This window comes from Rhizobium sp. 16-488-2b, from assembly GCF_017741815.1.
Lineage (GTDB): Bacteria > Pseudomonadota > Alphaproteobacteria > Rhizobiales > Rhizobiaceae > Rhizobium.
This window is the reverse complement of the sequence record NZ_JAGHMF010000036.1, coordinates 383,909-406,323: the sequence shown is the minus strand read 5'-3', so window position 1 is coordinate 406,323 and position 22,415 is coordinate 383,909. Positions and strand designations below refer to the sequence as shown.

Below are 22,415 nucleotides of genomic sequence, written 5' to 3'. Positions count from 1 at the left end.
CTCAAGAAATACAGCCAAGAAAATGGATATGCTGCCGACCATGATGCGGCGAGCGCTCGATATGGGCGCGCACCCCGAACACATCGGCGATCAGGCCTTCGGTCAATACCTCGTCCGCCGGTCCGACCGCAACAAGCCGACCCTGGCTAAGCACAGCAATCCTGTCGCAAAACATGGCGGCTAGGTTCAGATCATGCAGCGCGACGATGCTGGTGATCGGCAGCTTGGCAACCAGTGACAGGATTTCGAGCTGGTGCTGAATGTCGAGATGATTGGTCGGCTCGTCGAGCAGAAGCTCGGTTGGCGTCTGCGCCAGTGCGCGCGCGATATGGACCCGCTGCCGCTCGCCGCCCGACAGCGTATGCCAGAGCTGCCGCGCCTTCTCGACCATGCCCACTTGCCGCAGCGCGTTCTCGACCGCCTCCTCGTCATTGGCGCTCCACGGCGCCAATGGACCGCGATGCGGTGTGCGCCCAAGACGGACGACCTCTGTGACCGTCACCTGCGTCTCCGTCGTGGCCTGCTGCTCGACAAAGGCAACGCGCCGGGCGATATCGCGGCGCGCCAGCGTGTCGATGCCGATATCGCCGAGCGCGATGACGCCGCTCTTCACCTTGCGCAACCCGCCGATCAACCGCAGCAAGCTGGATTTCCCCGAACCGTTCGGCCCGATCAGGCCCAGCGTCTGCCCGGTGGGGACCTCGAGGCTGACGCCCTTGACGACAAGCACGCCTGACGTTGCCCAATGCACATCGCTGATGGAAATGCTCATGCCGGCCGCCTCGCCTTGTAGAGAATGAGCGCGAACGCCGGCGCACCGAAAAGCGCGGTGACGACGCCGATCGGCAGCACCTGCTGCGGGATGATGACGCGCGAGACGATATCGGCGACCACCATGAAGATCGCTCCGGATATCGCCGTTGCCGGTAACAGGCGCCCATGCCCCGGCCCGACCACGAAACGCGCCGCATGCGGAATGACCAGCCCGACGAAGCCGATCGAGCCGACGATGCTGACCATCGTCGCGGTAAGCAGCGCCGTGAGCGCAAGCAGCACGATCCGGATACCAGCGACCGGAATGCCGAGCGCCGCCGCAGCATCGGTACCGAAAGTGAAGGCATCGAGCGCGCGGGCGTAAAGCATGCAGACGAGAAAGCCGGCGATTGCAACGGGAGCGGCAAGATAGACATCCGGCCAGCGTACGCCGGAAAGGCTGCCGAGCAGCCAGAACATGACGCCGCGCGCCTGCTCGGCATTTGCCGATGTCGTGACGATATAGGACGTCAGCGCGTTGAAGAGCTGCGAACCGGCGACACCTGCGAGGATGATACGGTCCGTCCCGCCGCCGGAGCCCACCGCCAGCAAAGACACCAGCAGGAACGCCGCGACCGCGCCGACGAAAGCGCCGGCGGAAAGCGTCAACACGCCATAGCCGAAACCGAGGATCATGACGGCGACGGCCCCGGTGGACGCGCCGGCCGAGATGCCGAGTACATAGGGCTCGGCCAGCGGATTGCGCAGCAACGCCTGCAGCACCGCGCCGCATAGCGCAAGAGCCGCTCCGGCGCTGGCGGCGACAAGCGCGCGGCTCAGGCGATAATCCCAGATGATGCCTTCATGGATGCGGCTGAGTTCAAAGCCGGTGCCAAGCAAGCGGTTCGCAACGGCCTTGGCCGTCGTGTCGACAGGAATGGAGATCTCGCCGATAGACACAGCGAGACTGATGACAAAGCCCAATGCCACGACGGCAAGGACGAAGAGTACGAGCAGCGCTCTCCATCCTCGGTGGGCTATCGACGCGTGCCTCACTTGGAAAGACCGAAGGACTTGATGCCGGCGGCAAGGCGTTCCAGGCCGTCGATGGTACGGATCGTCGGGTTCATCGACTGCGCATCCATCTCGACGAAGTGCCTGTTCTTGACGGCATCGAGCTGGCTGGTGACCGGGTCCTTTTCAAGGAAATCGATCTTCACCTTCGGATCGTCCGCGGCATAACGGCGGCGGTCCATGGTGGCGATGACGATGACTGCAGGATTGGCCTGCGCGATCGTTTCCCAGCCGACCAGCGGCCACTCTTCCTCGGTGCTGACAACGTTGCGGGCGCCGAGCGTTTTCAGAATATAGGCCGGCGCGCTGTTCTTGCCGGCGATAAAGGCATCGCCCTGCACTTCCTTGCTGGAAAACCAGAAGGCGACAGGCAGATCCTTCGCCGACCCGCCGAGCGATGCCACGGCATCCGCTTCGCGCTTCTTCAAGTCGGCGATCAGGGCCGCGCCGCGATCCTGGATGTCGTAGATCTCCGCCAGCTCGGCGATCTCCTGATAGATCAGCTCCATGGTGAAGAGCTCGCTGCGCACGCCGTCGCCACCATCGGTGTTGACCTTCGCGACGCAATCGGCCGGCGAAACATAGGTCTTGATGCCGAGACCGGCGAACTGCTCGCGCTTGCCGACCGAACCTTGCGTGCCGACATGCCACTCGAACTCGGCCGCAACCAAGTCCGGCTCCTGGCCGACGACGGATTCAAAACTCGGATCATTATCCGCCAGCCGCTTGATCTTCTTGTTGACCTCGGCATAGGCGGGCAGCACCGGCCCGACCCAGACCGCCGTACCGACAATCTTGTCGGCAAGGCCGAGCGAGTAGAGAATTTCGGTCATGCCCTGGCCGATCGACACCGTCTTCTTCGGTGCGCTGTCGAATGTCACCTGCTGGCCGCAATTGGTGATCGTCAGCGGATAGGTCGTTGCTGCTGCGTGGGCGGAGGGTAGAAAGGTGGTGAAAGCGCAAGCCGTCGCGATCGAAAGCAGCGCGGTTCGCAGGATGATGCGGTTCATATTGGTCCTCATGTATGGCTAAAGCCCGCAGCCGACTGGCCGTGGCTGTGAAACTCGAAGCGGGGACCGCCGCGGATGATGCAGGACGACACAGCAAGGCGCTCGCCTGAAATCATGCGGCGGCGAAAGCTATCGCGGAATCACGGACATGAGATTTGCGGAGGGGAATAAAGCGGGACCGCGCCAGCGGCTGACGTCAAAAACCATCATATGATGCTCCTCTCCGGACAACCCCGTCCGGGATGGTGGACACTGTTTTGACGGCAGGTCTCCTGGCTTGCGAATATGCGCCTGACATCTGCCTTCCCACGAAGAGCTTCGCAGTGGCATGGTGTTCGAGACGAACACCACAAGGACATCAGGCAATCCGCTTACAGTTGCGGGGGCAGCCACGGTCTTGGCCCCATTCGGGTCATCCGCACCGTGTTCCCTATTAATCCCGTCGGAAGTCATCCCTTCGGGAACCATCACGTGTGACTTAGGCGATCCGGCGCCGAGACGTCAAGCCGTGGCGGACCGACATTTGGCGTTTAGGGATTGGCTCGGAGATATGCGATAAGGTCGGTGATCTCCGACGTCGCCCAGAGGCCGCCGAAGCTCATCTTCGTTCCCGGCACTTTCTTCTTGGGGCTGGATAGAAATTCCGACAGCGCAGCCTCGTCCCAGACGAGCCCGCCGGCACCGGCCGTCTTCATCGCTTCGGAATATCGGTAGTCGGGCAAGCTTCCGGCTGGACGGCCGACGACACCCTTCAGATGCGGGCCGAAGCCGTTGCGATCGGAATCGGCCGTGTGACAGGCAACGCATAGCCTGAACACCCGCCGTCCATGCTCAAGGTCCTCGGCGGATGCCGCGGATGTCATGACGAGCAGGCTGGCGATCGAACAGATCGACGAAAGGGTCGGACGTTTCTTCATGTGCTACGGTCTGTCGTGTTGGTTGCCAAATGCATCGTGCCGTTTTACACGGCGCGATCCGCGAACGACACTGCTTACCCAACAAAGCACATATGCGCCCAGACCGGACTGGTGCGACATGAGAGCACAGCTCCCATGTCGCTTGGCTTCTTACTGCGCGGTCTTGATCTTGGTGACCTCTTCGGCGCTCAATTCGCCGACCGTCGTCACCTCGCCATTGCTGATCTTCCACAGGCGGAAGGGACCGGTGATGTCGCCATAGGTGTCGAAGCTGACAGGGCCGATGACACCTTCATACTTCACCGGCTTGCCCTCCTTGATGAGCTGCAGCGCCTTGGCGAACTCTTCCTTGCCGGCGTGGATGGGCGTGCCACCCTCGGCGACAACTTCCGGCATGGCTGCCTTGATGGCGGCCGCATCGGCCTTGCCGGCCTTGGCGATCGCCAGCGCCACGATTGCACCCGCGTCATAAGAACGGTCGGCGGCCGGGGCCGAAGGCGAGATACCACCGGAGAAGGCCTCGTAGTTGCCGTTGAAATACTCGGTCGACGCCGTCGGGCTGGTGCCCGAGGAGGTGCCGTAGGCGTTCTCCAGATACTGCGCGCCGACGCTCTCGATGAAGTCCTTGGAGTTCATGCCGTCGTTCAACAGGAAGGTCTGCTTGCCACCGCCGGAAACCCAGGCGCGGGCGATGGTGGCACCATCGACGGGGGTGCTGACGAGATAGAGCGCATCGGGATCGCCGGCCATGGCGGCGCTGGCTTCGGACGCGTAGCTCGACTGCTTCTCGTTATAGGGCGTCGTCGAGGTGATCGTGCCGCCGAGCTTCTGATAGGCGGTCGCGAACTCCTTGACCATGTTGACGCCGAAGTCGTTGTTGACATTGATGATCGCGATCTTCTTCAGGCCCTGATCCATCGCGAATTTCGCGGCCGCCGTGCCCTGCAGCGCGTCCGAGGTGATGGTGCGGAAGAAGACGCCATTGGTCTTGCCGCTGCGGCCAAGCTCGGTCAGCGTCGGCGAAGAGGATGCGGGCGAGACCTGCACGACGCCGGCCGGCGCCGTCACCGATGTCAGGATCGGGATCGAGACGGACGAGATGATGCCGCCGATGATGACGGGCACCTTCTTGATGTTGACGAGCTGGGTCGCCTGATCGACGGCGACGTTGCCCTGGCTCTGGCTGTCGCGTGTGTCGGCAACGATCTTGCAACCATTGACGCCACCGGCGTCGTTGATATCGCGGAAAGCCATCTCGACGGACTTCGCGCCCGCCTGGCCATATTCACCGGCAGGGCCGGTCAGTTCCATGACGAGGCCGACGGTGATGTCGCAATCGGCAGCAAACGTCGGCGCCGTCGATGCAGCAAGCGCAGCAACCATGGCGGAAAGCAGGAATGTCGTTCTCATTTTTGTTCCCCTTTGTTGAGATTGTACTTCATGATGCTGCCGTGGCGGCCTTCCCTGTCCCGCTCCAGCGTGTAGACGTCGCCGTCGAGCGGCTTTGATTGCGCAAGGATCGCATCGATCGCTGCTCTATCCGTTTCGCTGAGCGCGATATCGGCGATGGCCAGATTGGACTTCAGATGCTCCCTGTTACGGGCGCCGACGATGACGGCCGCGACACCTGGCTTGGTCAACATCGCAGCGCTGGCGATCGTCGCGATATCGGTGTCGTGCCGGTCGGCGATCCCGCGCAGCGTCGACAGAAGCGCCTGGAACAGATCCCAGCCGCCGAAATCGTCGATGATCAGCTTGTATTTCGTCAGCGAGCGGTTTTCGAGCGGATGCTCCGGCTCCTTCTGGCCGAGCCAGCGATCGCCGAGGAAGCCCCCGGCCACGGTGCCGTAGCAGAACAGCGCGAAGTTCTTCTCGGCCGCAAGAGCCACCATGCGCTTTTCCGGGCGCCGGTCGAGAAGCGAGTATTGCAGCTGCAACGAGGTGAAGTGCACACCCGAGCCGATGATCGCCTCGATATGATCGGTGTCGAAGTTGGTGCCGCTGATCTTGCCGATCTTGCCGGCCTCATGCAGCTCCTTCAGCCACCCCGCCGTCTCCAGCCAGCCCTCGATATCATAGGCCCACCAGTGGAACTGCACGAGATCGAGGCAGTCGAGGTTGAGCCGCTTGCGCGAGGTATCGATGACCCCTTCGACATAAGCCTTGCTGATGTTTGGCAGGACCGTGAGATCGGGCACGAACTTGGTGTGGACGCGGATGCGCGACAGCGCCTCGGCGCCGCGCAGGTTCTTGTAGGCGACGCGGAAACGGCCGATCAGCTCCTCTACACCGGTATAGATGTCGGCGCAGTCGAAGGTGGTGATCCCCGCATCCGCGAATGCGATCATGTCCTCGACAGCGCTGTCGCCATCGATCGCGCCGTGCCCACCGGCCAACTGCCAGCCGCCGCGGATGACGCGGGAGATTTCGTAACCGGGAGCGATGATGATGCGCTGCATGTATTCGACCTATTCGTCATTCAAGGGAACCGCCGTGGTAGCGGCATGGCTGAAACGGCGGATACCCGTGCGGGTGATCCTCAGCCGTGTCGAGCAATTGGGGTCCGGGCAAGCGATGTCGGCGTCCGTCGTCATCCAGTCGTTGCGATCCGTTGGACGCTGCTTGGCCGCGAGCAGCGGCAGCACGGAGGAGAGCGAGTAGATCGAGATCCCCTGCCCTTCCGGCAGGTGCAGCATCTCGCCCTTGAGCTCGAAATGATCGCCCGGCCTGGCGCCGCAATAGACCGCGCCGCCCTCTGGAATGATCACGTCGACCCTCAGATCGAACAGGTCGAAGCCGTCGTCGATGGGTTCAGCCATGGTGGCCTCCCGAGGCGTTGCCCTCAGGATCAACATCCAGCCGCCCGCGGATGAGATCGAAAGAGCGGCTGATGTCGTTGGAGAGCGATTGCATCGCGGCCTCGACATCGCGCTTTTCGAGCGCATCGATCAGCGCCCAATGATGATTGGTGGCGGCAAGTCCGCCCTGTTCGTCGTGAATGTGTGCGGCCTTGCGGATGATCGCGCCCGATTGCAGCCACAGGCTCTCGACGATCGGGATCAGCACCTGCGAGCGCGCCGCATGATAGATGTGGAAATGGAACTGCTGGTTCAGCGCCGAGGTGACATGGCCGATATCCTTGCCATGCTGCTCGAAAGCCAGATCGCAATCGACATTGATCTGCTTCAGCACCGCAAAATCGTCATCCGTCAGATTGGGCAGCGCCAGCGCCACCATCTGGCCCTCGATCAGGATGCGGGCGCGGGCCAGATCGTTGAGACGCTGACGGGTGATCAACGGCACGCGCACCGAGCGATTGGGTAACGATTCCAGCGCCTGTTCGGACACGAGACGGCCAAGCGCCTCGCGCACCGGCATGGTGCTGGTCTGCAGCCGCTCGGCCAGATCGACGATGCGCAGCACATCGCCGGCATCAAACATCCCGTTGATCAGCGAATTACGCAGCTGCGCGTAGACGCGGTCCTGCAGCGTTTCGCGCCCGACCGGCGACAGTGCGTCGTCGCGATCGGCCGGTTTGCTCGCATGGGCTCCTGCAGAGGGGACTACCATCGGGCCTCCTCCACAGCGCGCTGCTTTTTTCGGTTGCTTTTCACCATGGGGTGAAGTTTGATCAAACATCACCAATCAAATCAAGAGACTTCTTTTCTCCATGCCTTTGCCAGTGCCAGACGCCCTACCGAAAACGGCAGACCCCGCCAGAGCCGTGATCGACGCGCGCGAGCTGGTGAAGTCGTTTCAGGGCAATATGGCCGTCGGCGGCATGTCGCTACGACTTGGCGAAGGCGAGATGGTTGGCCTCATCGGCCCGAACGGCGCCGGTAAGACGACGCTGTTCAATCTGATCGCCGGCAGCCTGAAGCCGACATCGGGCGAGATCTGGATTGGCGGCCGCGAGGTGTCGCAGGAAAGTCCAGAGCAGAGAATTGGCCGCGGCGTCGGCCGCACCTTCCAGATCCCGAAGCCGTTTCTCGAGATGACCGTGCTCGAAAACGTGCTCGTCGGCGCGCAGGCGCAGGACGGTGAGCGGCTGTTTGCCAACTTCCTGCGCTTCGGCCATGTCAGACAACAGGAACGATTGGCGATCGAGAAGGCGCGTACGCTGCTGGAGTTCGTCACCCTCTCCGGCCTCGAGGGACAACCTGCCAAGGTGCTGTCGGGCGGACAGCGCAAGCTGCTCGAACTCGCGCGTATCCTGATGGCCGATCCGCAGGCGATCCTGCTCGACGAGCCGGCGGCGGGCGTCAACCCGGCGCTGTTGGAAACGATCATGGAGCGCGTGCTGGATCTCAATGCGCAGGGCAAGTCGATCCTGCTGATCGAACACAATATGGATATGGTGTCGCGGCTCTGCACCCGCGTCGTCGCCATGGCGCTCGGCAAGCCGCTGGCAGAGGGCACGCCTGCCGACGTCGCCTCCAATCCGGATGTCATCGAAGCTTATCTCGGAGCGGCAGCATGACCGCGCCGGCTCTTGAAACCCGCGCGCTGGTCGCAGGATACGAACCCGACCTGCCGATCGTGCGTGGCGTCGATCTCTCAGTGGCGCCCGGAGAGCTTCTGGTCCTGCTCGGGCCGAACGGGGCCGGGAAGTCGACCTTCGTCAAGGCGATCGCCGGCGTGGTGCCTATCCACTCGGGAAGCGTGATGCTCGGCGAGCGGGAGATCACCCGCGTCGCGTCCCACCGCAAGATCGGTGAAGGCCTTGCCTTCGTGCCGCAGACAGAAAACATCTTCGCGACGCTGACCATCCACGAAAACCTGCAGCTTGCCGCAGCCGTCCTGCCGAAGGCGCAGCGGTCAGACAGGATCGCCGCGCTCTATCATCGTTTCCCCGATCTCGCCAGCAAACCCTCGCGCCTGGCCGGCGCGCTGTCGGGCGGGCAGCGGCAGATGCTGGCGGTTGCCCGAGCGCTGATCGTCGATCCCTCCGTGCTCATCCTCGATGAACCCTCCGCCGGCCTGTCGCCGAAAATCGTCGGCGAGGTGTTTTCGATGCTGAAGGAGATCAATGCCGGCGGCGTCACCGTCATTCTCGTCGAGCAGAACGTCAAGGCGGCGCTGGCGATCGCCAGCCGTGCCGTCATTCTTGTCGAAGGCAGGATCAGGCACGAGGGCGAGGCCTCGTCGCTGCTCGACGACCCGCTGATCGCCAAGCTCTATCTCGGCACCACCAAGCAGGCGTCGGAGGCACCATGAACCCGCAATTTCTCATGGATGGCCTGGTCGCGGGCGCGATGATCGGCCTTGGTGCGATCGGCGTGACGCTAACCTATTCGATCCTGCGCTTCGCCAATTTCGCCCATGGCGAGATGCTTTCCTGGGGCGCTTATCTGGCGCTTGCCGTCAGCGGCGGCCTCGGGCTCCTCTCGACGTCGCTGACCAAGCCGATCGGCCCCTTCTCCTTCGGCTGGTCACTGCCGCTTGCGGCCGTCATCGCGATCCTGCTCACGGGCTTGCTTGCGCTCGCCGTCGATGCGGTGCTATTCGGACGTCTGCGGGCGCGCGGCGGCGCCATCATCATCCTCGTCATGGCGAGCTTCGGCGCCTCGCTTGCGCTTCGCAGCCTGCTCGAGTTCATTTTCACCTCGAAGCCCGCCTATTACACCAAGGCGCTGCAGATCGCCGTGAAGATCGGCGGTGGCCTGCGCGCCACGCCCGATCAGCTCTTGTCGCTCGGCCTGTCCTTGGTCGCGGTCGTCGCCATCCATCTGCTGATGACCCGCACCGATATCGGCCGCTCGATGCGCGCCGTCAGTGAGAATCCGGCTCTGGCGGGCATCGCAGGTGTTGACGTGCGCCGCGTGATCCGCGTCGTCTGGTTCGTCGGCGCCGCCCTTGCCTGCATCGCAGGCATCATGACCGGGCTCCTCGTGCAGATCCGTCCCTATCTCGGACACGACCTCCTGCTGCCGTTGTTTGCCGCCGCGATCCTCGGCGGGATTGGTAGCGTCCCAGGCGCGATGATCGCGGGGCTGATCGTCGGCCTGTCGGAAGCGGCGGCCGTGCAGATCGTCGGCGCCGAGTGGCGCGCGGCTGTTTCCTTCGTCATCCTGGTGGCAGTCCTGCTTCTTCGCCCGCGCGGCCTGTTCGGGAGAGCGGCATGAGCCTTGATCTGATCGCCTACGCCGCCTTCTTCCTCACGATGGCGCTCACCTATGCCATCATGTGCCTCGGGCTCAATGTGCAGTGGGGCCAGACAGGCCTGTTCAACGTCGGCATCGCCGCCTTCGTCGCGATCGGCGCTTACGTATCGGCGCTTTTGACGACGCCGGATGCGCCCGGCCGCTTCGGCGGTTTCGACATGCCGATCGCCATCGGCTGGCTCGGCGGCGCGCTGTTCGCGGGGCTCGCCGCGTGGCTGGTCGGCGCGCTCACCATAAGGCTACGCTCCGATTACCTCGCCATCGCCACCTTCGGCGTTGCGGTCACGGTGCAGCTCTGTGTGCTCAACCTGCAGCCGCTGACCGGCGGCGCCTTCGGTATCGGCTTCATTCCGCGCCCTTTTGGAGGCCTTGCCGCCGATCCGCTGGCGTTTTCCCTTTCCAATCTCGCTTTGATGACGGCCGTCGTGCTGGCACTCTATCTGGCGCTCCAGCATCTCGCCAAGAGCCCCTGGGGCCGCGTGCTGCGTGCGATCCGCGAGGATGAGAGCGCGGCGCAGGCGCTCGGCAAGCGGCCGATCCGCTTTCGCCTGCAAGCCTTCACCATCGGCGGCGCCATCATGGGGCTTGCCGGTGCCGCGCAAGGACATTTCATCGGCTTCATCGCGCCCGACAACTATCTGCCGATCCTGACCTTCCAGGTCTGGGCGATGCTGATCGTCGGCGGCTCTGGCAACAATCGCGGCGCCATTCTCGGCGCGGTGCTGGTCTGGGGACTTTGGGCGCTGTCGGCCGCCGCCGTCTCCGCCTTCGTGCCGCCCGAACAGCAGGCGCGCGCGGCATCGCTGCAGATCGTGATGATCGGCGTCGGGCTCTGCCTCATCCTGCTCCTGCGTCCCCGCGGCATTCTCGGCGCTTCCAACGCGCTGGCCTCGCTGACGGGCAAGCGCAAACAGACATCCAGGGAATAGAAACATGTCCACCACGCCCCCACGCATAGCGCTCACCAAGGATATCTCCATCAGCCGCATTGTCTGCGGTCTCTGGCAAGTTGCCGACATCGAGAAGAACGGCACGGTGATCGATCCCGACAAGGGCGCCGATGTGCTTCAGGCCTATGCGCGTGACGGCTTCGACACGTTCGACATGGCCGATCACTACGGCTCGGCGGAACTGATCACGGGGCGACTGCTCTCGCGCTATCAGAATGGCCAGCGGCCCGTCGCCTTCACCAAATGGTGCCCGGAGCCCGGACCGATGACGGCTGACGTCGTGCGCCGCGGCGTCCAGGAGCGGCTGACGCGGCTTGGCGTCGACAAAGTCGATCTCCTGCAATTCCACTGGTGGAGTTTCGAGCATCCGGCATGGCTCGACGCCCTGCACGAGATGCAGCGCCTGCGCGAGGAAGGCCTGATCGGCGCGCTCGGCCTCACCAATTTCGACGCCGGACATCTGGCGCTGGCGCTTGCCGATGGCATCGAGATCGCCAGCAATCAGGTCTCGTTCTCGCTGGTCGACCGCCGGGCTGCGGGTGCGCTCTCGAAGCTCTGCGCCGAAAGCGGCGTCAAGCTTCTCGCCTACGGGACGCTGTGCGGCGGCTTCCTCTCCGAGAAGTGGCTGGGCCAGCCCGAGCCGACGTCGATCGCCGATTGGAGCCGCTCGAAATACAAGCGCTTCATCGACACCGCCGGCAGCTGGGAGGCCTTCCAGGGCATTCTCAGCGCCGCCCAAACCATCGCGGCCAAGCATGGCGTGTCGATCTCCAACGTCGCGAGCCGCTGGGTTCTGGAACACGAGGCCGTCGCTGCCACGATCGTCGGCGCGCGCATCGGCGAGAACGAGCATCGCGGCGACAATCTGAACGTCTTCTCCTTTGCGCTCGACGAAGAGGATCACGCCGCGCTGAACGCCGCCTTCGCCAAGACGCAACCCATCCCCGGTGACTGCGGCGACGAGTACCGCAAGCCGCCATTCCTCACCGCATCCGGCGATCTCAGCCACCATCTGGACGCCATTCCGTCGGTCTACACAGCTCAGTCCGTGCCGGGCCGTCCGGGCCGTTCGCGCGTCTCATCCGGCAGCATCTGGGAGCCGATCGCCGGCTATAGCCGCGCCGTCCGGGTGGGCGACCGCATTCTCGTTTCGGGCACGACCGCGACGCATGGCACGAACCGCTGCATTGCCCCCGGCGACGCCGGCGCACAAGCGACCTACATCCTCGACAAGATCGCGGCTTCGATATCGGCGCTCGGCGGCAAGATGGAAGACGTCGTCAGGACGCGCATCTATCTGCGCGATGCCGATCAGTGGGAGCCGGTGTCGCGCGCGCATGGACGCGCCTTTGCTGAGGTGCTCCCCGCCAACACGCTGATCGAGGCCGGCAATCTGATCGGCGATTACGAGGTCGAGATCGAGGCGGAAGCGATCTGCGATTGATTGGCTAGAAAGCACAGAGGCCCGTCGCAGGTGTCCGCGATGGGCCTTTGCTGTGGAACCTACGCTGCCGAACCGAGCGCGGGACGGACCAGACGATCGCCCTCATCCGGCGCCGGCGGCTCGGCCGCGTTCAAATAAAACCGCGCGGGCGCGGTCAGCGAGAACCAGAGGCACGCCCCCAACATGAAATAGGCGCTCGTGACATCGTCGACCGGCTTGGCGAGCGGCAAGACCAGCGCGCCGACAAGGACCGCAAGCCTGAGAGCCCACTCGTTTTCGCGCTTCTGCAAGGCGGTCGCTCGCAGCGTCTTGTAATCTTTCAAGTCATAGTCGGCCGACGCCGCGCTAGCCTTGTAAAGCTTCAATACCGATGGCAGCGCGAGCATGACGAGGGCAGCCTCGCTCAGCCACAGCGCTTCGCCGCCCAAGCATTGCATGGCTGCGATCAACAAAAACGCGATGGAGAGAAGGTTCCAGACCGGCTCGAGGAGATCAGGTCGCTGGCCGGTATGGCCGTGCCAGAGTTTCATGACCGTTGCGGCGCCCTGCAGCAGCGGCTCATCAATATAACGATTTATCCAGTTCATGCGCTCGCCCAAGACGCGTTGCCGAAGGTTTCTCATCAGCAAAAGAATGGGTCGGCATCATGGCGCGGGCATAACGTTTGCGCCGATTGCACAAGATTCGACGCACGCGACGCCTGCAGGGCATCACGCACGTCGAGAATTCAAATCTGTCCGGCTCAGCCGGTTATCGGCAGCGCGCCTCGTAGGTGCGGCCATAGCGGTCGCGATAGACGCAGTAGCCGCGACGTTCCTGCGACTGGCCGATCAAGGCACCGACCGCACCACCGGCGACAGCGCCTACGGCCGCGCCGCCCCAGCTATTGGTGGCCACGCCACCGATGACAGCGCCGGTCCCCGCACCGATCGCCGTGCCTTGTTCGGTCGCGGTGCACGACGCAAGACTACCCGCCACCGCGGTTACCAACAGAATAGCTCTGATCATGATTTTACTCCTCGGCTCATCCTTTACCGTGAAGTAAACAATTGAAATGGCTTTTCGTTCCGCGATTGTTTTCGCGCGACGTCCGATGGGCCGGCATCCCCCGGAAAATGCGGTGCACCTCGACGGAACAAGTCACGCCTTCGAGCGTTACGGCCACGTCAAATACCAAGCGGGGCGCCGGACAGCAGAATGACAGAATTTCAACCCATCGCCGATCGACTGAAGGCGTCTAAGGCAACCGAGTTACTGAAACGCGCAACCCGCAAGACAGAAGCTTCTCTTCCCGCTTTGCCCGGCGGCATCATTCGCCAACGCCGCAACGCCTGGCAGGTCGGCCAGGTCGAGAAGGCCGCCTTCCTGATCGATGGCGCCGCCTATTTCCTGGCGCTCGACCAGGCGCTTCGCAAGGCGGCTCATACGATCTGGATCGTCGGATGGGACTTCAACCCCAATATCAGGCTCAGACCCCATCAAAGCTCGGAGACGCTGGGTGAGCTTCTCCTGTCGCTCGCCGATGAGAAGCCGGATCTGCGTATCCGCATACTGGTATGGGGCATGGGGCCGATCTATTCCGGCAAATCGCTGCGCCTCTTCCGCGAGAGCGAGTTCTCCGCCCATCCGCAGATCAGCATGCGTTTCGATTTGCGCCACCCGATCCGCGGCTGCCATCACCAGAAGCTCGTCTCGATCGACGACAGTCTGGCTTTCCTCGGCGGCATAGACCTGACCGCCAGGCGGTGGGACGAGCCGGACCACAAGATGACCAACACGCTGCGGAAATCGCCGGATGGCACACCATATGACCCCGTGCACGACATGCAGTCGATGGTATCCGGCCACGCGGCCCGGCTGATCGGTGATGTTGCCCGCAGACGATGGAAGCGCGCCACGGGCGAACGCCCGGCGCCGGCTCCCGAAGGCGGGGCATCGTGGCCTGCAGGCGTAGCCCCCGACCTTGCGAATGCAACCGCCGCGATTGCGCTGACGGAACCCGGGCTGATCGGCAAGCGCGGCCACTACGAGGCCTTTCGTCTGACGCGTGATGCAATCAAGGCCGCGCGCAGGCTGATTTACATCGAGACCCAGTATCTCGCCTCCTTCGGCGTCGCCCGCACCATCGCCAAGCGGCTGAAGGAGAGCGATGGGCCGGAAATCACCGTGCTCGTCACCAAGAGCTCCCACGGCTTTCTTGAGAAGCTGACGATGGGCAACAACCGGGACAGGCTGATCCGTAGGCTGAAGCGCATCGACCAATATGATCGGCTGCGGGTCATGTACGCGGTGGTTCCCGATAGGCAGGGCGGCGAGAAGGAGTTGGTCATTCACTCCAAGTTGCTGATCGTCGACAACCATTTCATTCGCGTCGGCTCTTCCAATCTGAACAACCGCTCCGAGGGCTTGGATACGGAATGCGACCTGGCGATCGAAGCCTCGACCGACGCACATCGTGAGGCAATTTCAACGCTGCGTTACCGGCTGCTGGCGGAACATCTGGAGACGACGCCGGAAACCGTGCGCGAGACCGAGCGCAGCATGCGGTCGCTGAATGCCGCGGTGGACGCGCTAAATGCCGGCAAGCGCGGGCTGAGGCACTTCGCGATCGATGTCTCGAAAGGCGAGACGTCGCCGCTGACAGGCACCACGCTTGTCGACCCGCGTCGCCCCTACTGGCCGCTACAAAAGCTGCGCCTGCGCGTCGGACGGCTGGCCGCCGCGATCTTCTGACGCGGCTTTGCCGCGCTTGCGCAGCACCACCTCGCTGATCGCGAAGACGGGAATGCCGATCAACAGCGGCACAATGAAATAGATCACGCGGAACGCCACGAGCGCGCCGATCGACGCAGCACCCGGCAGGACATGGCTGACAGTTGCCTCAAGCACGCCGAGGCCACCCGGAACATGGGTGATGAGGATGGCGATGTTGGCAAGCACGAAGGCCGTCGCCGTCTGCACGAAACTGACATCGCCCTGCGCCGCCAACATCTGGTGAAGGCAAGCGGCGACAAACACGAAGTTCAGCGTGCCGATGACGACCTGACCGATCGCAAGCCCGAGACGCGGCATCTCGAAGCTCCACTTCCACAGGCGCAGCGGCGCGCGCACGGTGGCAGCGAGAAGGACATAGGCGGCCGGGATGGCGAGGCAGGCCAGGCCCAGCATGAACAGGCCATCGGCGCTCATGGCGAGCAGGTTGGCCGCATCGCTTGGATTGACCAGGAGAGCCAAGCCGGCCAGCACCGACAGCCCGATGCCCACAGTGACACCACAAAACAGGATGACTTTTGCCACTTCCTCGGCGCTCAGGCCCCACCGCGCATAGTAGCGATAGCGAACAGCACCACTGCTCAAGGCGGCCACGCCGAGATTATGCCCGATGGAAAGACCGGTGAAGGAGGCAATCGCCGCTTTCGGATAGCTCAGGGGTTTGCCGGCATAGCGCAACCCCATCCAATCGAAGCCAGTGAGGCACAGGTAGGAGAGTGCGGCGAACCCTAGCCCGGAGAGCAAACGTGACACTGGGATTGCGGCGATCGACCGTGTGATCTCATCGATCGAGTAGCGGCTGAAGACCTTGTAAAGGAGATAGGCCGCGAGCAACAGTCCGAGAACCAGGGTTGCATTGATGAGGACACGCTTCGCCGACATGAACATTCCATTCCGATTGATCTTCCAGCAATGGAACGAAACAGGACGAAATCGGGTTCCCTGTCGATGAGCGTATCGACAGACACTTCACATCAGGCTGAACAGCAGGAACTGAGAATCCTCACCTACAATGTGCACAGCTGCATCGGCACCGACCGGCTGCTCGACCCCGGTAGGATCGCCGATGTGATCGCGCAATCAGGCGCCGACATCATCGCGCTGCAGGAGCTGGATGTCGGGCGCAAGCGCACCGGCGGTGTCGATCAGGCGCAGATGATCGCAACGCTTTTGAAGATGGAGGCCCATTTTCACCCGGCGCTGCATGTGCAGGAAGAGAAATACGGCGATGCCATCCTGACCGCCCTGCCGACACGACTGATGAAGGCCGGCCCCCTGCCCTCGGTCGGCGAGACGCGGGGGGCGATCTGGACGCAGGTGGATGCCGGCGGACGAAAGCTCAATTTGCTGAACACTCATCTCGGCCTGCGCAACATCGACCGCATAAAGCAGGTGCGGACGCTGCTCTCGGACGAGTGGATCGGGAGCCCGGATTTTCACGCGGCACCATCTATCATCTGCGGCGACCTCAATGCGCGACCATCATCGCCGGCCTACAGGATGTTGGGCGGCCAGTTTCGTGACGCTCAGCTCAGCGCGGCGGAACGGCCGAGGTCGACTTTTCCGTCGCGATTTCCGCTGCTGCGGATCGATCATGTGTTTCTATCGCAAGACCTCAAAGTCAGCGCCGCCAACGTCATTTCCACGCCGATGGCAAAGCGCGCCTCCGATCACCTGCCGTTGCTGATCACGCTGAAATTCTGACTGCCTTAAAGGCATCAGGAAATTGCGGGGGAACAAAAGGTGCGCTGGTGCTGTTGCTGTGTCGCGATCCCACCAGAGGCGACAGATGCACATACCGACATCGACCTACAGGCTGCAATTTCGAGATGGCATGACCTTCGACACCGCCATCGATTTCATCCCCTATCTGAAATCGCTCGGCATCAGCCATCTCTATGCCTCGCCGATCTTCACCGCCACCTCGAGATCGACGCATGGCTACGACGTCACCGACTGCAACGAGATCGACCCGGCGATCGGCGGCCGCGATGGCTTCGAGCGCCTGAGCGCCACACTGAAGGCCGAGGGCCTCGGCCTGATCCTCGATCTCGTGCCGAACCACATGGCCGCCTCGACCGAAAATGCCTGGTGGGCGGATGTTCTGAAGTTCGGCGTGGACAGCAAATATGCCGGCCATTTTGACATCGACTGGAGCCAGCGGCTGACATTGCCGACCCTCGGGAAGAGCTTCGATGAGGCGCTCGCCGATGGCGAGTTCGAGTTGCAACGCGATCCGCAAACCGGCGATTGGTCGCTCGGCTATTTCGAGACCCGATTGCCGCTCAACCCTGATAGCACAGCGCGGATATCCGGTGACCTCAAGGATCGGTCGCTGATATCGAGCGTCCATGACCAGCAACCCTGGCGGCTGACATTCTGGCAGGACGCCGCGAAGACGCTCAGCTATCGGCGCTTCTTCGAAGTCACCGGGTTGGTCGGGCTGCGGGTCGAGGACGAGCACGTCTTTGCCGACAGTCATGCGCTGGTGCTTGAGCTTATGCGCGCCGGCCACGTGCAGGGGCTGCGGCTAGATCACATAGACGGGCTCGCCGATCCCTCGGCTTATCTCGACCGCCTGCGTGCGGCTGTTGGCCCCGAGATCTATATCGTCGCCGAGAAGATCGTCGGGCATGGCGAGACGCTGCCGATCGACTGGCCGATCGAGGGCACGACCGGATACGAGTTCATCTTGGCGCTCAGCAATCTCTTCATCGATCCCGATGGCACGCGCGAACTTGGCCATGCCTATGCCAATCTCTCGCCGGATGCGGCCGATTTCGCCGCCGGCCTGCGCCAGGCGAAACTGGTGATGATCGAGCGCAATTTCGAGGGCGAGACGAGCCGGCTGGTGGCGATCGCGCATTCGCTTCTGGCCGATACGGATGAGCAGCGGCTTGCATCCGCGATCAAGGAGCTGCTCGTCGCGTTTCCCTTCTATCGCACCTATGGCCGCGCCGGAAAATTGTCGGACAGCGATCACCGGCTGATCGAGCAGGCCGTTGACAAAGCCGCTATGCAAACCGGAGACCGCGATGCGTTGGACGCGGTAGCGGGGCTTCTCGACGGCGGCCCTCGTGCAGAAGAGTTCCAGCGACGCTTTCAGCAACTGAGCGGCCCCATCATGGCGAAGGCCATGGAAGACACGCTGTTTTATCGCCACAACTTGCTTCTTGGCGCCAACGAGGTCGGCGGCGAGCCCGACAGGCCGGCAGGCGGCGTCGATGCATTTCACGAGTTGATGCAGCAAAGGCCAAAGCTGCAGCCGCACGGTCTCACGGCCACCTCCACGCACGATACCAAGCGCGGCGAGGATGCGCGCGCACGCCTTTACGTGCTGAGCGAAGAACCGGACGTGTGGCGGCTTGGTGTGGAGCGCTGGCGGGACATGAACCGCAGCCACCTGACCGAATTGCCGGCGGGCCTCACGCCCGACACCAATGTCGAATGGATGTTCTATCAAGCATTGGCCGGCATATGGCCGGAAGAGTTTCGCGATGGCGCTGCTGCAAACCTGACGGATCGTTTTGTCGCCTATGCCGAGAAGGCAGTGCGCGAGGCAAAGCTTGTGACGGACTGGAATGCGCCGCACGAACAATACGAGGCAGCGGTCAAAAGCTACGCGGCGGCGCTCACCGCCTCCGCCAGCCTGACCTTCCACGAAGACTTCGCCGAGACGCTCCGGCCGGTGATGGCCGCAGGCTACCTGAACAGCCTGTCGCAAACGCTGATCAAGCTCACGGCCCCCGGCGTGCCCGATATCTATCAGGGCTCGGAAGCTTGCGACTTCAGCCTTGTCGATCCCGACAACCGGCGCCCGATCGACACCAAGATGCTGGCCCGCATGCTGGCAACGCGGGAGCCGATTTCGGAGCTGACCGTTCCGGCCCTCAAACAGCGCATCATCCGGATCGGCCTCAATCTACGCAAGCGCCTACCTGCCCTGTTTGCCGAGGGAGATTATGTACCTTTGTCGGTGACGGGCAGCCGCAGCCGCCATGTCGTCGCATTCGGTCGGCGGCTGGGCGATGCGTTCACCATCACGGTGACACCGCGCATGATGCTGGGGCAGCTGGAGCCTGGAAGGCTTTATGCCGGTCCAGAATTCTGGGGCGACACCGCCATCGTCCTGCCGGTCGAATTAAGGGGCCCGAAACGTGATCTTCTGACGGAACGGTCGATCGACGCTGCGACATCTGTTCGCGTCGCGCAGCTGCTGGGAACACAACCGGTCGCATTTCTAGAGGGCAAATAATCAGCCAAAGGCCACCAACAAGACGTCCGCGACAAACTGCCTTCCGACCGCCGCGAACTTTTCGGCCCCGGCTGCGTTGAGTGCAGCCAATCATATTTGTCGAAAGGCTTCACGTGACTGACTTGCAATTCGGACCCGTCATTTCCGACAGGGGTGTCACCTTCCGGCTTTGGGCGCCTCTTCTCGACAACATCCGCCTGAAGCTGGAAGACCATGAGCCCCAACCCATGCGTCAGCTCGCGGACGGGTGGCACGAGCTGGAGGTCGCAGGCATCGGTGCCGGCGCGCTTTACCGGTTTGTTCTGCCTGATGGATTACAGGTGCCCGATCCGGCCTCACGCTTTCAGCCGCACGACGTGCATGGGTTCAGCGAGGTCGAGGACCTCGCGACCTATGATTGGAAGGAAGAAGCCTGGCGTGGGCGCCCATGGGAAAAGACCGTACTCTACGAATTGCATATCGGCACCTTCACCGAGGAGGGCACCTTTCTCGCAGCGATCGGACGCCTAGATCATCTCGCGCGGCTGGGTGTGACGGCGATCCAGATCATGCCGGTTGCCGATTTTCCGGGACGTTACGGCTGGGGCTATGACGGTGTGCTGCCCTATGCGCCCGATAGCAGCTACGGCAGGCCCGAGCATTTGATGGCGCTGGTGGATGCTGCCCACGAACGCGGGATCTCGGTCTTCCTGGATGTCGTCTACAATCACTTCGGCCCCGACGGCAATTATCTTCCGCTCTATGCTCCTATCTTCACCGACCGGCACAAGACACCGTGGGGAAAGGGCATCGATTACGATGGCGCGATGGCGCGGCCGATGCGCGAATTCGTCATCCAGAATGCCATCTACTGGATCACCGTCTTCAGACTGGACGGCCTGCGGCTCGATGCCGTTCATGCCATCAGTGACGGCAGCGAGGAACATCTGCTTCACGAACTCGCACGGCGCGTGCGCGTAGCCGCCGGCGATCGCCATATCCACCTGATCGTCGAGAACGAGGAAAACGACAGCGATCTCCTGAAGCGCGCTAGTAACGGCGAAACAGGCCTGTTCACGGCACAATGGAACGACGACGTCCACCACACACTGCATGTCGCCGCCACCGGCGAGCGCTTCGGCTATTACGCCGACTACGCTGAGGATAGCGCAGCGCTTGCGCGTTCGCTCGCGGAGGGATTTGTGTTTCAGGGCCAGCACATGCCCTATCGCGGCGGAAGCAGAGGCAAGAGCACCAGCGAACTGCCACCGACGGCCTTCGTCTCCTTCATCCAGAACCATGACCAGATCGGCAACCGCGCGATGGGTGACCGGATCATCGCCGCGCAGCCCGTTCACGTCATGAAAGCGATGGCGGCCGTCTATCTGCTCGCGCCGCAGATACCGATGTTGTTCATGGGCGAGGAATGGGGCGCGCGGGATGCGTTCCCCTATTTCTGCGATCTCAATGAAGACCTGAACGAAATGGTGCGAAACGGACGCCGCGAGGAGCTCTCGCGTCTGCCGGGCTTCGACACGGATGACCTGCTGGACCCGACCGCACCATCGACGTTCGAGATGGCCAAGCTCGATTGGTCCAATCTCACCGAGCCCGAAAGCGTCGATATGTACGACTTCTACACCTCGCTGCTTGCGATCCGTCACCAGAAGATCGTTCCGCTTCTGGCCGGGATGCGCCGCGGCGAAACCGCCGCCGAATCCGGCTTCACGGCAGTAGCGGTCGATTGGCCATTGGCGAGCGGCGGCCGGTTGTGCCTGCGGGCGAACCTTGGAGACGAGGCGATTGCAATGGACCCGGCGGCGGATGAGGCCGAAGCAATCTTCGGCCTTGGCGCGTCATCTGGCAGCAACCTGCAGCCATGGTCAGTTTTCTGGAGCGTTTGCCGCGAGTGATCAAGTTTTGTCGGGCAGTCCTTCGGCCCGAATGCGCGTCGGTTCAAGACACCGACTTCAGCCACCCCAGCACACGGGCCTCTTCCGCATCCATCCACTTCAGCAACCGCTTGCTTCGCGTTGGCCTCGTGCGCAGCAACTGGCCCAATCTGCCGGCCTTGAACTCGTCGAACACGGCGGGATGGATATAGGACGAGCGACAGACCGCGCGCGTATTGACGAGCATGGCCGCGATGGCGTCGATCACTTCGTTCATCTGTCGCGCGATTGCGGCCTCGGTGGCGGCGACTTCCAAAGGCGTGAAGGCAGTGACGGCCGCACAGGTGGCGCCCCATGTCCGAAACTGGCGGGAGCTGAACTCGGCGCCCGATACCGCCCGGATATACTCGTTGACGTCCTGCGACGATATTTGCCGGCGGGCCCCGTCCTCGCAGACATACTGAAACAATTGCTGCCCCGGTAATTCCTGCAGGCTGCGGACAACACGCGCAATGCGCCGGTCCGTATGCACCAGATTCCACTCCTTCCCGGACTTCCCCTTGAAGCGGAACTTCACCTTGGAGCCGTCGATCTTGACGTGCCGCCGCCGCAGGGTCGTGAGGCCGAAAGAGCCGTTATCCTCTGCATAGGCAGCATTTCCGATGCGGATGTAGAGATTGTCGAGCATCCAGACGATGGTGGCCAGCGCCTTGTCCATCGTCGGCGCGCGCGCCCGCAGATCGGCATCGACACGTTCTCGGATGTCGGGCAGGCGTTCGCCGAACTCAAGCAGCTGGTCGAACTTGGCGCGGGCTCGCTCCGAATGCCATTCCGGATGATAACGATACTGCCTGCGTCCGCGCGCATCGATGCCGATCGCCTGCAGATGCGAGAGCGGATTGAGCGATATGCGGACGTTGACATAGGCCGGCGGGATCGCCAGCGCATTCAGCCGCGAAATTTCCGCGCTGTCCGTGATCCTGCGCCCATCGGGAGCGTAGTAGAGGAATCCATTTTTCCCCGCCTTGCGCGTGATCCCGCTCTCTATATCGGTGGTATAAACCAGCCGAGACGACGCTAATGCTGCGGCAGGGATATCCGGTTGGTTGATCGCTTGGTCCATACCGCAGAAACACCGCGAGCAAGGATTCGGTTCCCGCCGTAAGTTCAAGGGCTTGGGCGAATTGTCGATGCCGTTGCCCGAC

General features: G+C 62.8%; 21 protein-coding genes and 1 riboswitch. Of the genes, 9 read left to right on the top strand and 12 right to left on the bottom strand.

All coding sequences use genetic code 11. The features are described from left to right. Window position 1 precedes the first annotated feature (1 nt). From J5286_RS28245 to J5286_RS28210, 8 genes are all read right to left on the bottom strand, one after another. On the bottom strand, window positions 2–772 hold the full coding sequence (locus J5286_RS28245) for an ABC transporter ATP-binding protein (RefSeq protein ID WP_209193271.1): 771 nt from the start codon (window positions 770–772) through the stop codon (window positions 2–4). Further along, window positions 769–1,794, bottom strand: a complete 1,026-nt coding sequence (locus J5286_RS28240) for a FecCD family ABC transporter permease (protein WP_449090086.1) — start codon at window positions 1,792–1,794, stop codon at window positions 769–771. Before J5286_RS28240 ends, J5286_RS28245 begins: the two co-directional genes overlap by 4 nt. A gap of 11 nt (window positions 1,795–1,805) precedes the next feature. Then, on the bottom strand, window positions 1,806–2,837 hold the full coding sequence (locus J5286_RS28235) for an ABC transporter substrate-binding protein (RefSeq protein ID WP_209193269.1): 1,032 nt from the start codon (window positions 2,835–2,837) through the stop codon (window positions 1,806–1,808). A gap of 245 nt (window positions 2,838–3,082) precedes the next feature. Continuing rightward, a riboswitch (cobalamin riboswitch) is annotated at window positions 3,083–3,321 on the bottom strand. Window positions 3,322–3,367: 46 nt separating this feature from the next. Beyond that, window positions 3,368–3,754, bottom strand: a complete 387-nt coding sequence (locus J5286_RS28230; protein WP_209193268.1) for a c-type cytochrome — start codon at window positions 3,752–3,754, stop codon at window positions 3,368–3,370. Window positions 3,755–3,904: 150 nt separating this feature from the next. Further along, a complete protein-coding gene (locus J5286_RS28225) occupies window positions 3,905–5,137 on the bottom strand; it encodes an ABC transporter substrate-binding protein (RefSeq protein ID WP_051110757.1) in 1,233 nt (410 codons plus the stop codon). 23 nt (window positions 5,138–5,160) lie between these two features. Beyond that, on the bottom strand, window positions 5,161–6,213 hold the full coding sequence (locus J5286_RS28220; RefSeq protein ID WP_209193267.1) for an aldo/keto reductase: 1,053 nt from the start codon (window positions 6,211–6,213) through the stop codon (window positions 5,161–5,163). A 9-nt stretch (window positions 6,214–6,222) separates the two neighbouring features. Beyond that, window positions 6,223–6,573, bottom strand: a complete 351-nt coding sequence (locus J5286_RS28215) for a TIGR04076 family protein (protein WP_018896740.1) — start codon at window positions 6,571–6,573, stop codon at window positions 6,223–6,225. After that, the gene (locus J5286_RS28210; protein WP_209193266.1) at window positions 6,566–7,324 is read right to left on the bottom strand and encodes a GntR family transcriptional regulator; all 759 of its coding nucleotides are present in this window, start codon (window positions 7,322–7,324) and stop codon (window positions 6,566–6,568) included. Before J5286_RS28210 ends, J5286_RS28215 begins: the two co-directional genes overlap by 8 nt. 100 nt (window positions 7,325–7,424) lie before the next feature. Here J5286_RS28210 and J5286_RS28205 point away from each other — a divergent pair, with 100 nt between their 5' ends. From J5286_RS28205 to J5286_RS28185, 5 genes are read left to right on the top strand one after another with little or no spacing between them, the layout of a single operon-like run. Continuing rightward, a complete protein-coding gene (locus J5286_RS28205) occupies window positions 7,425–8,234 on the top strand; it encodes an ABC transporter ATP-binding protein (RefSeq protein WP_209193265.1) in 810 nt (269 codons plus the stop codon). Beyond that, window positions 8,231–8,971 carry an ABC transporter ATP-binding protein gene (locus J5286_RS28200; protein ID WP_209193264.1) on the top strand — a complete coding sequence of 247 codons (741 nt, stop codon included), beginning with the start codon at window positions 8,231–8,233 and terminating at the stop codon, window positions 8,969–8,971. Before J5286_RS28205 ends, J5286_RS28200 begins: the two co-directional genes overlap by 4 nt. Further along, a complete protein-coding gene (locus tag J5286_RS28195; protein WP_113235992.1) occupies window positions 8,968–9,879 on the top strand; it encodes a branched-chain amino acid ABC transporter permease in 912 nt (303 codons plus the stop codon). Before J5286_RS28200 ends, J5286_RS28195 begins: the two co-directional genes overlap by 4 nt. Then, complete coding sequence (locus tag J5286_RS28190; RefSeq protein ID WP_209193263.1) at window positions 9,876–10,847, top strand: branched-chain amino acid ABC transporter permease; 972 nt, start codon at window positions 9,876–9,878, stop codon at window positions 10,845–10,847. The genes J5286_RS28195 and J5286_RS28190 overlap by 4 nt, the downstream gene beginning before the upstream one ends. A 4-nt stretch (window positions 10,848–10,851) precedes the next feature. Then, window positions 10,852–12,312 (top strand): aldo/keto reductase, encoded by a 1,461-nt coding sequence (locus J5286_RS28185; protein ID WP_209193262.1) that lies wholly within the window; start codon window positions 10,852–10,854, stop codon window positions 12,310–12,312. Window positions 12,313–12,371: 59 nt separating this feature from the next. On the opposite strand, the gene J5286_RS28180 is transcribed toward J5286_RS28185, so the two are convergent. Beyond that, window positions 12,372–12,911 carry a hypothetical protein gene (locus J5286_RS28180; RefSeq protein ID WP_245206608.1) on the bottom strand — a complete coding sequence of 180 codons (540 nt, stop codon included), beginning with the start codon at window positions 12,909–12,911 and terminating at the stop codon, window positions 12,372–12,374. Between the two features lie 151 nt (window positions 12,912–13,062). Beyond that, on the bottom strand, window positions 13,063–13,320 hold the full coding sequence (locus J5286_RS28175) for a YMGG-like glycine zipper-containing protein (protein ID WP_111560741.1): 258 nt from the start codon (window positions 13,318–13,320) through the stop codon (window positions 13,063–13,065). Between the two features lie 189 nt (window positions 13,321–13,509). Here J5286_RS28175 and J5286_RS28170 point away from each other — a divergent pair, with 189 nt between their 5' ends. Beyond that, window positions 13,510–15,045 (top strand): phospholipase D-like domain-containing protein, encoded by a 1,536-nt coding sequence (locus J5286_RS28170; RefSeq protein ID WP_209193261.1) that lies wholly within the window; start codon window positions 13,510–13,512, stop codon window positions 15,043–15,045. Here J5286_RS28170 and J5286_RS28165 read toward each other — a convergent pair. Beyond that, window positions 14,995–15,966 carry a lysylphosphatidylglycerol synthase domain-containing protein gene (locus J5286_RS28165; protein WP_209193260.1) on the bottom strand — a complete coding sequence of 324 codons (972 nt, stop codon included), beginning with the start codon at window positions 15,964–15,966 and terminating at the stop codon, window positions 14,995–14,997. The genes J5286_RS28170 and J5286_RS28165 overlap by 51 nt on opposite strands. A gap of 66 nt (window positions 15,967–16,032) precedes the next feature. On the opposite strand from J5286_RS28165, the gene J5286_RS28160 reads away from it, so the two are divergent. From J5286_RS28160 to treZ, 3 genes are all read left to right on the top strand, one after another. Next, window positions 16,033–16,788 (top strand): endonuclease/exonuclease/phosphatase family protein, encoded by a 756-nt coding sequence (locus tag J5286_RS28160; protein WP_209193259.1) that lies wholly within the window; start codon window positions 16,033–16,035, stop codon window positions 16,786–16,788. 85 nt (window positions 16,789–16,873) lie between these two features. Continuing rightward, window positions 16,874–19,339 carry a malto-oligosyltrehalose synthase gene (treY, locus tag J5286_RS28155; RefSeq protein WP_209193258.1) on the top strand — a complete coding sequence of 822 codons (2,466 nt, stop codon included), beginning with the start codon at window positions 16,874–16,876 and terminating at the stop codon, window positions 19,337–19,339. A gap of 113 nt (window positions 19,340–19,452) precedes the next feature. After that, a complete protein-coding gene (gene treZ, locus J5286_RS28150; RefSeq protein ID WP_209193257.1) occupies window positions 19,453–21,231 on the top strand; it encodes a malto-oligosyltrehalose trehalohydrolase in 1,779 nt (592 codons plus the stop codon). Between the two features lie 43 nt (window positions 21,232–21,274). Here the strand turns inward: treZ and J5286_RS28145 are convergent, their stop codons facing one another. Further along, window positions 21,275–22,333: a DNA topoisomerase IB gene (locus J5286_RS28145; RefSeq protein ID WP_209193256.1), complete on the bottom strand. Its 1,059-nt coding sequence runs from the start codon at window positions 22,331–22,333 to the stop codon at window positions 21,275–21,277. Window positions 22,334–22,415: the final 82 nt, after the last annotated feature.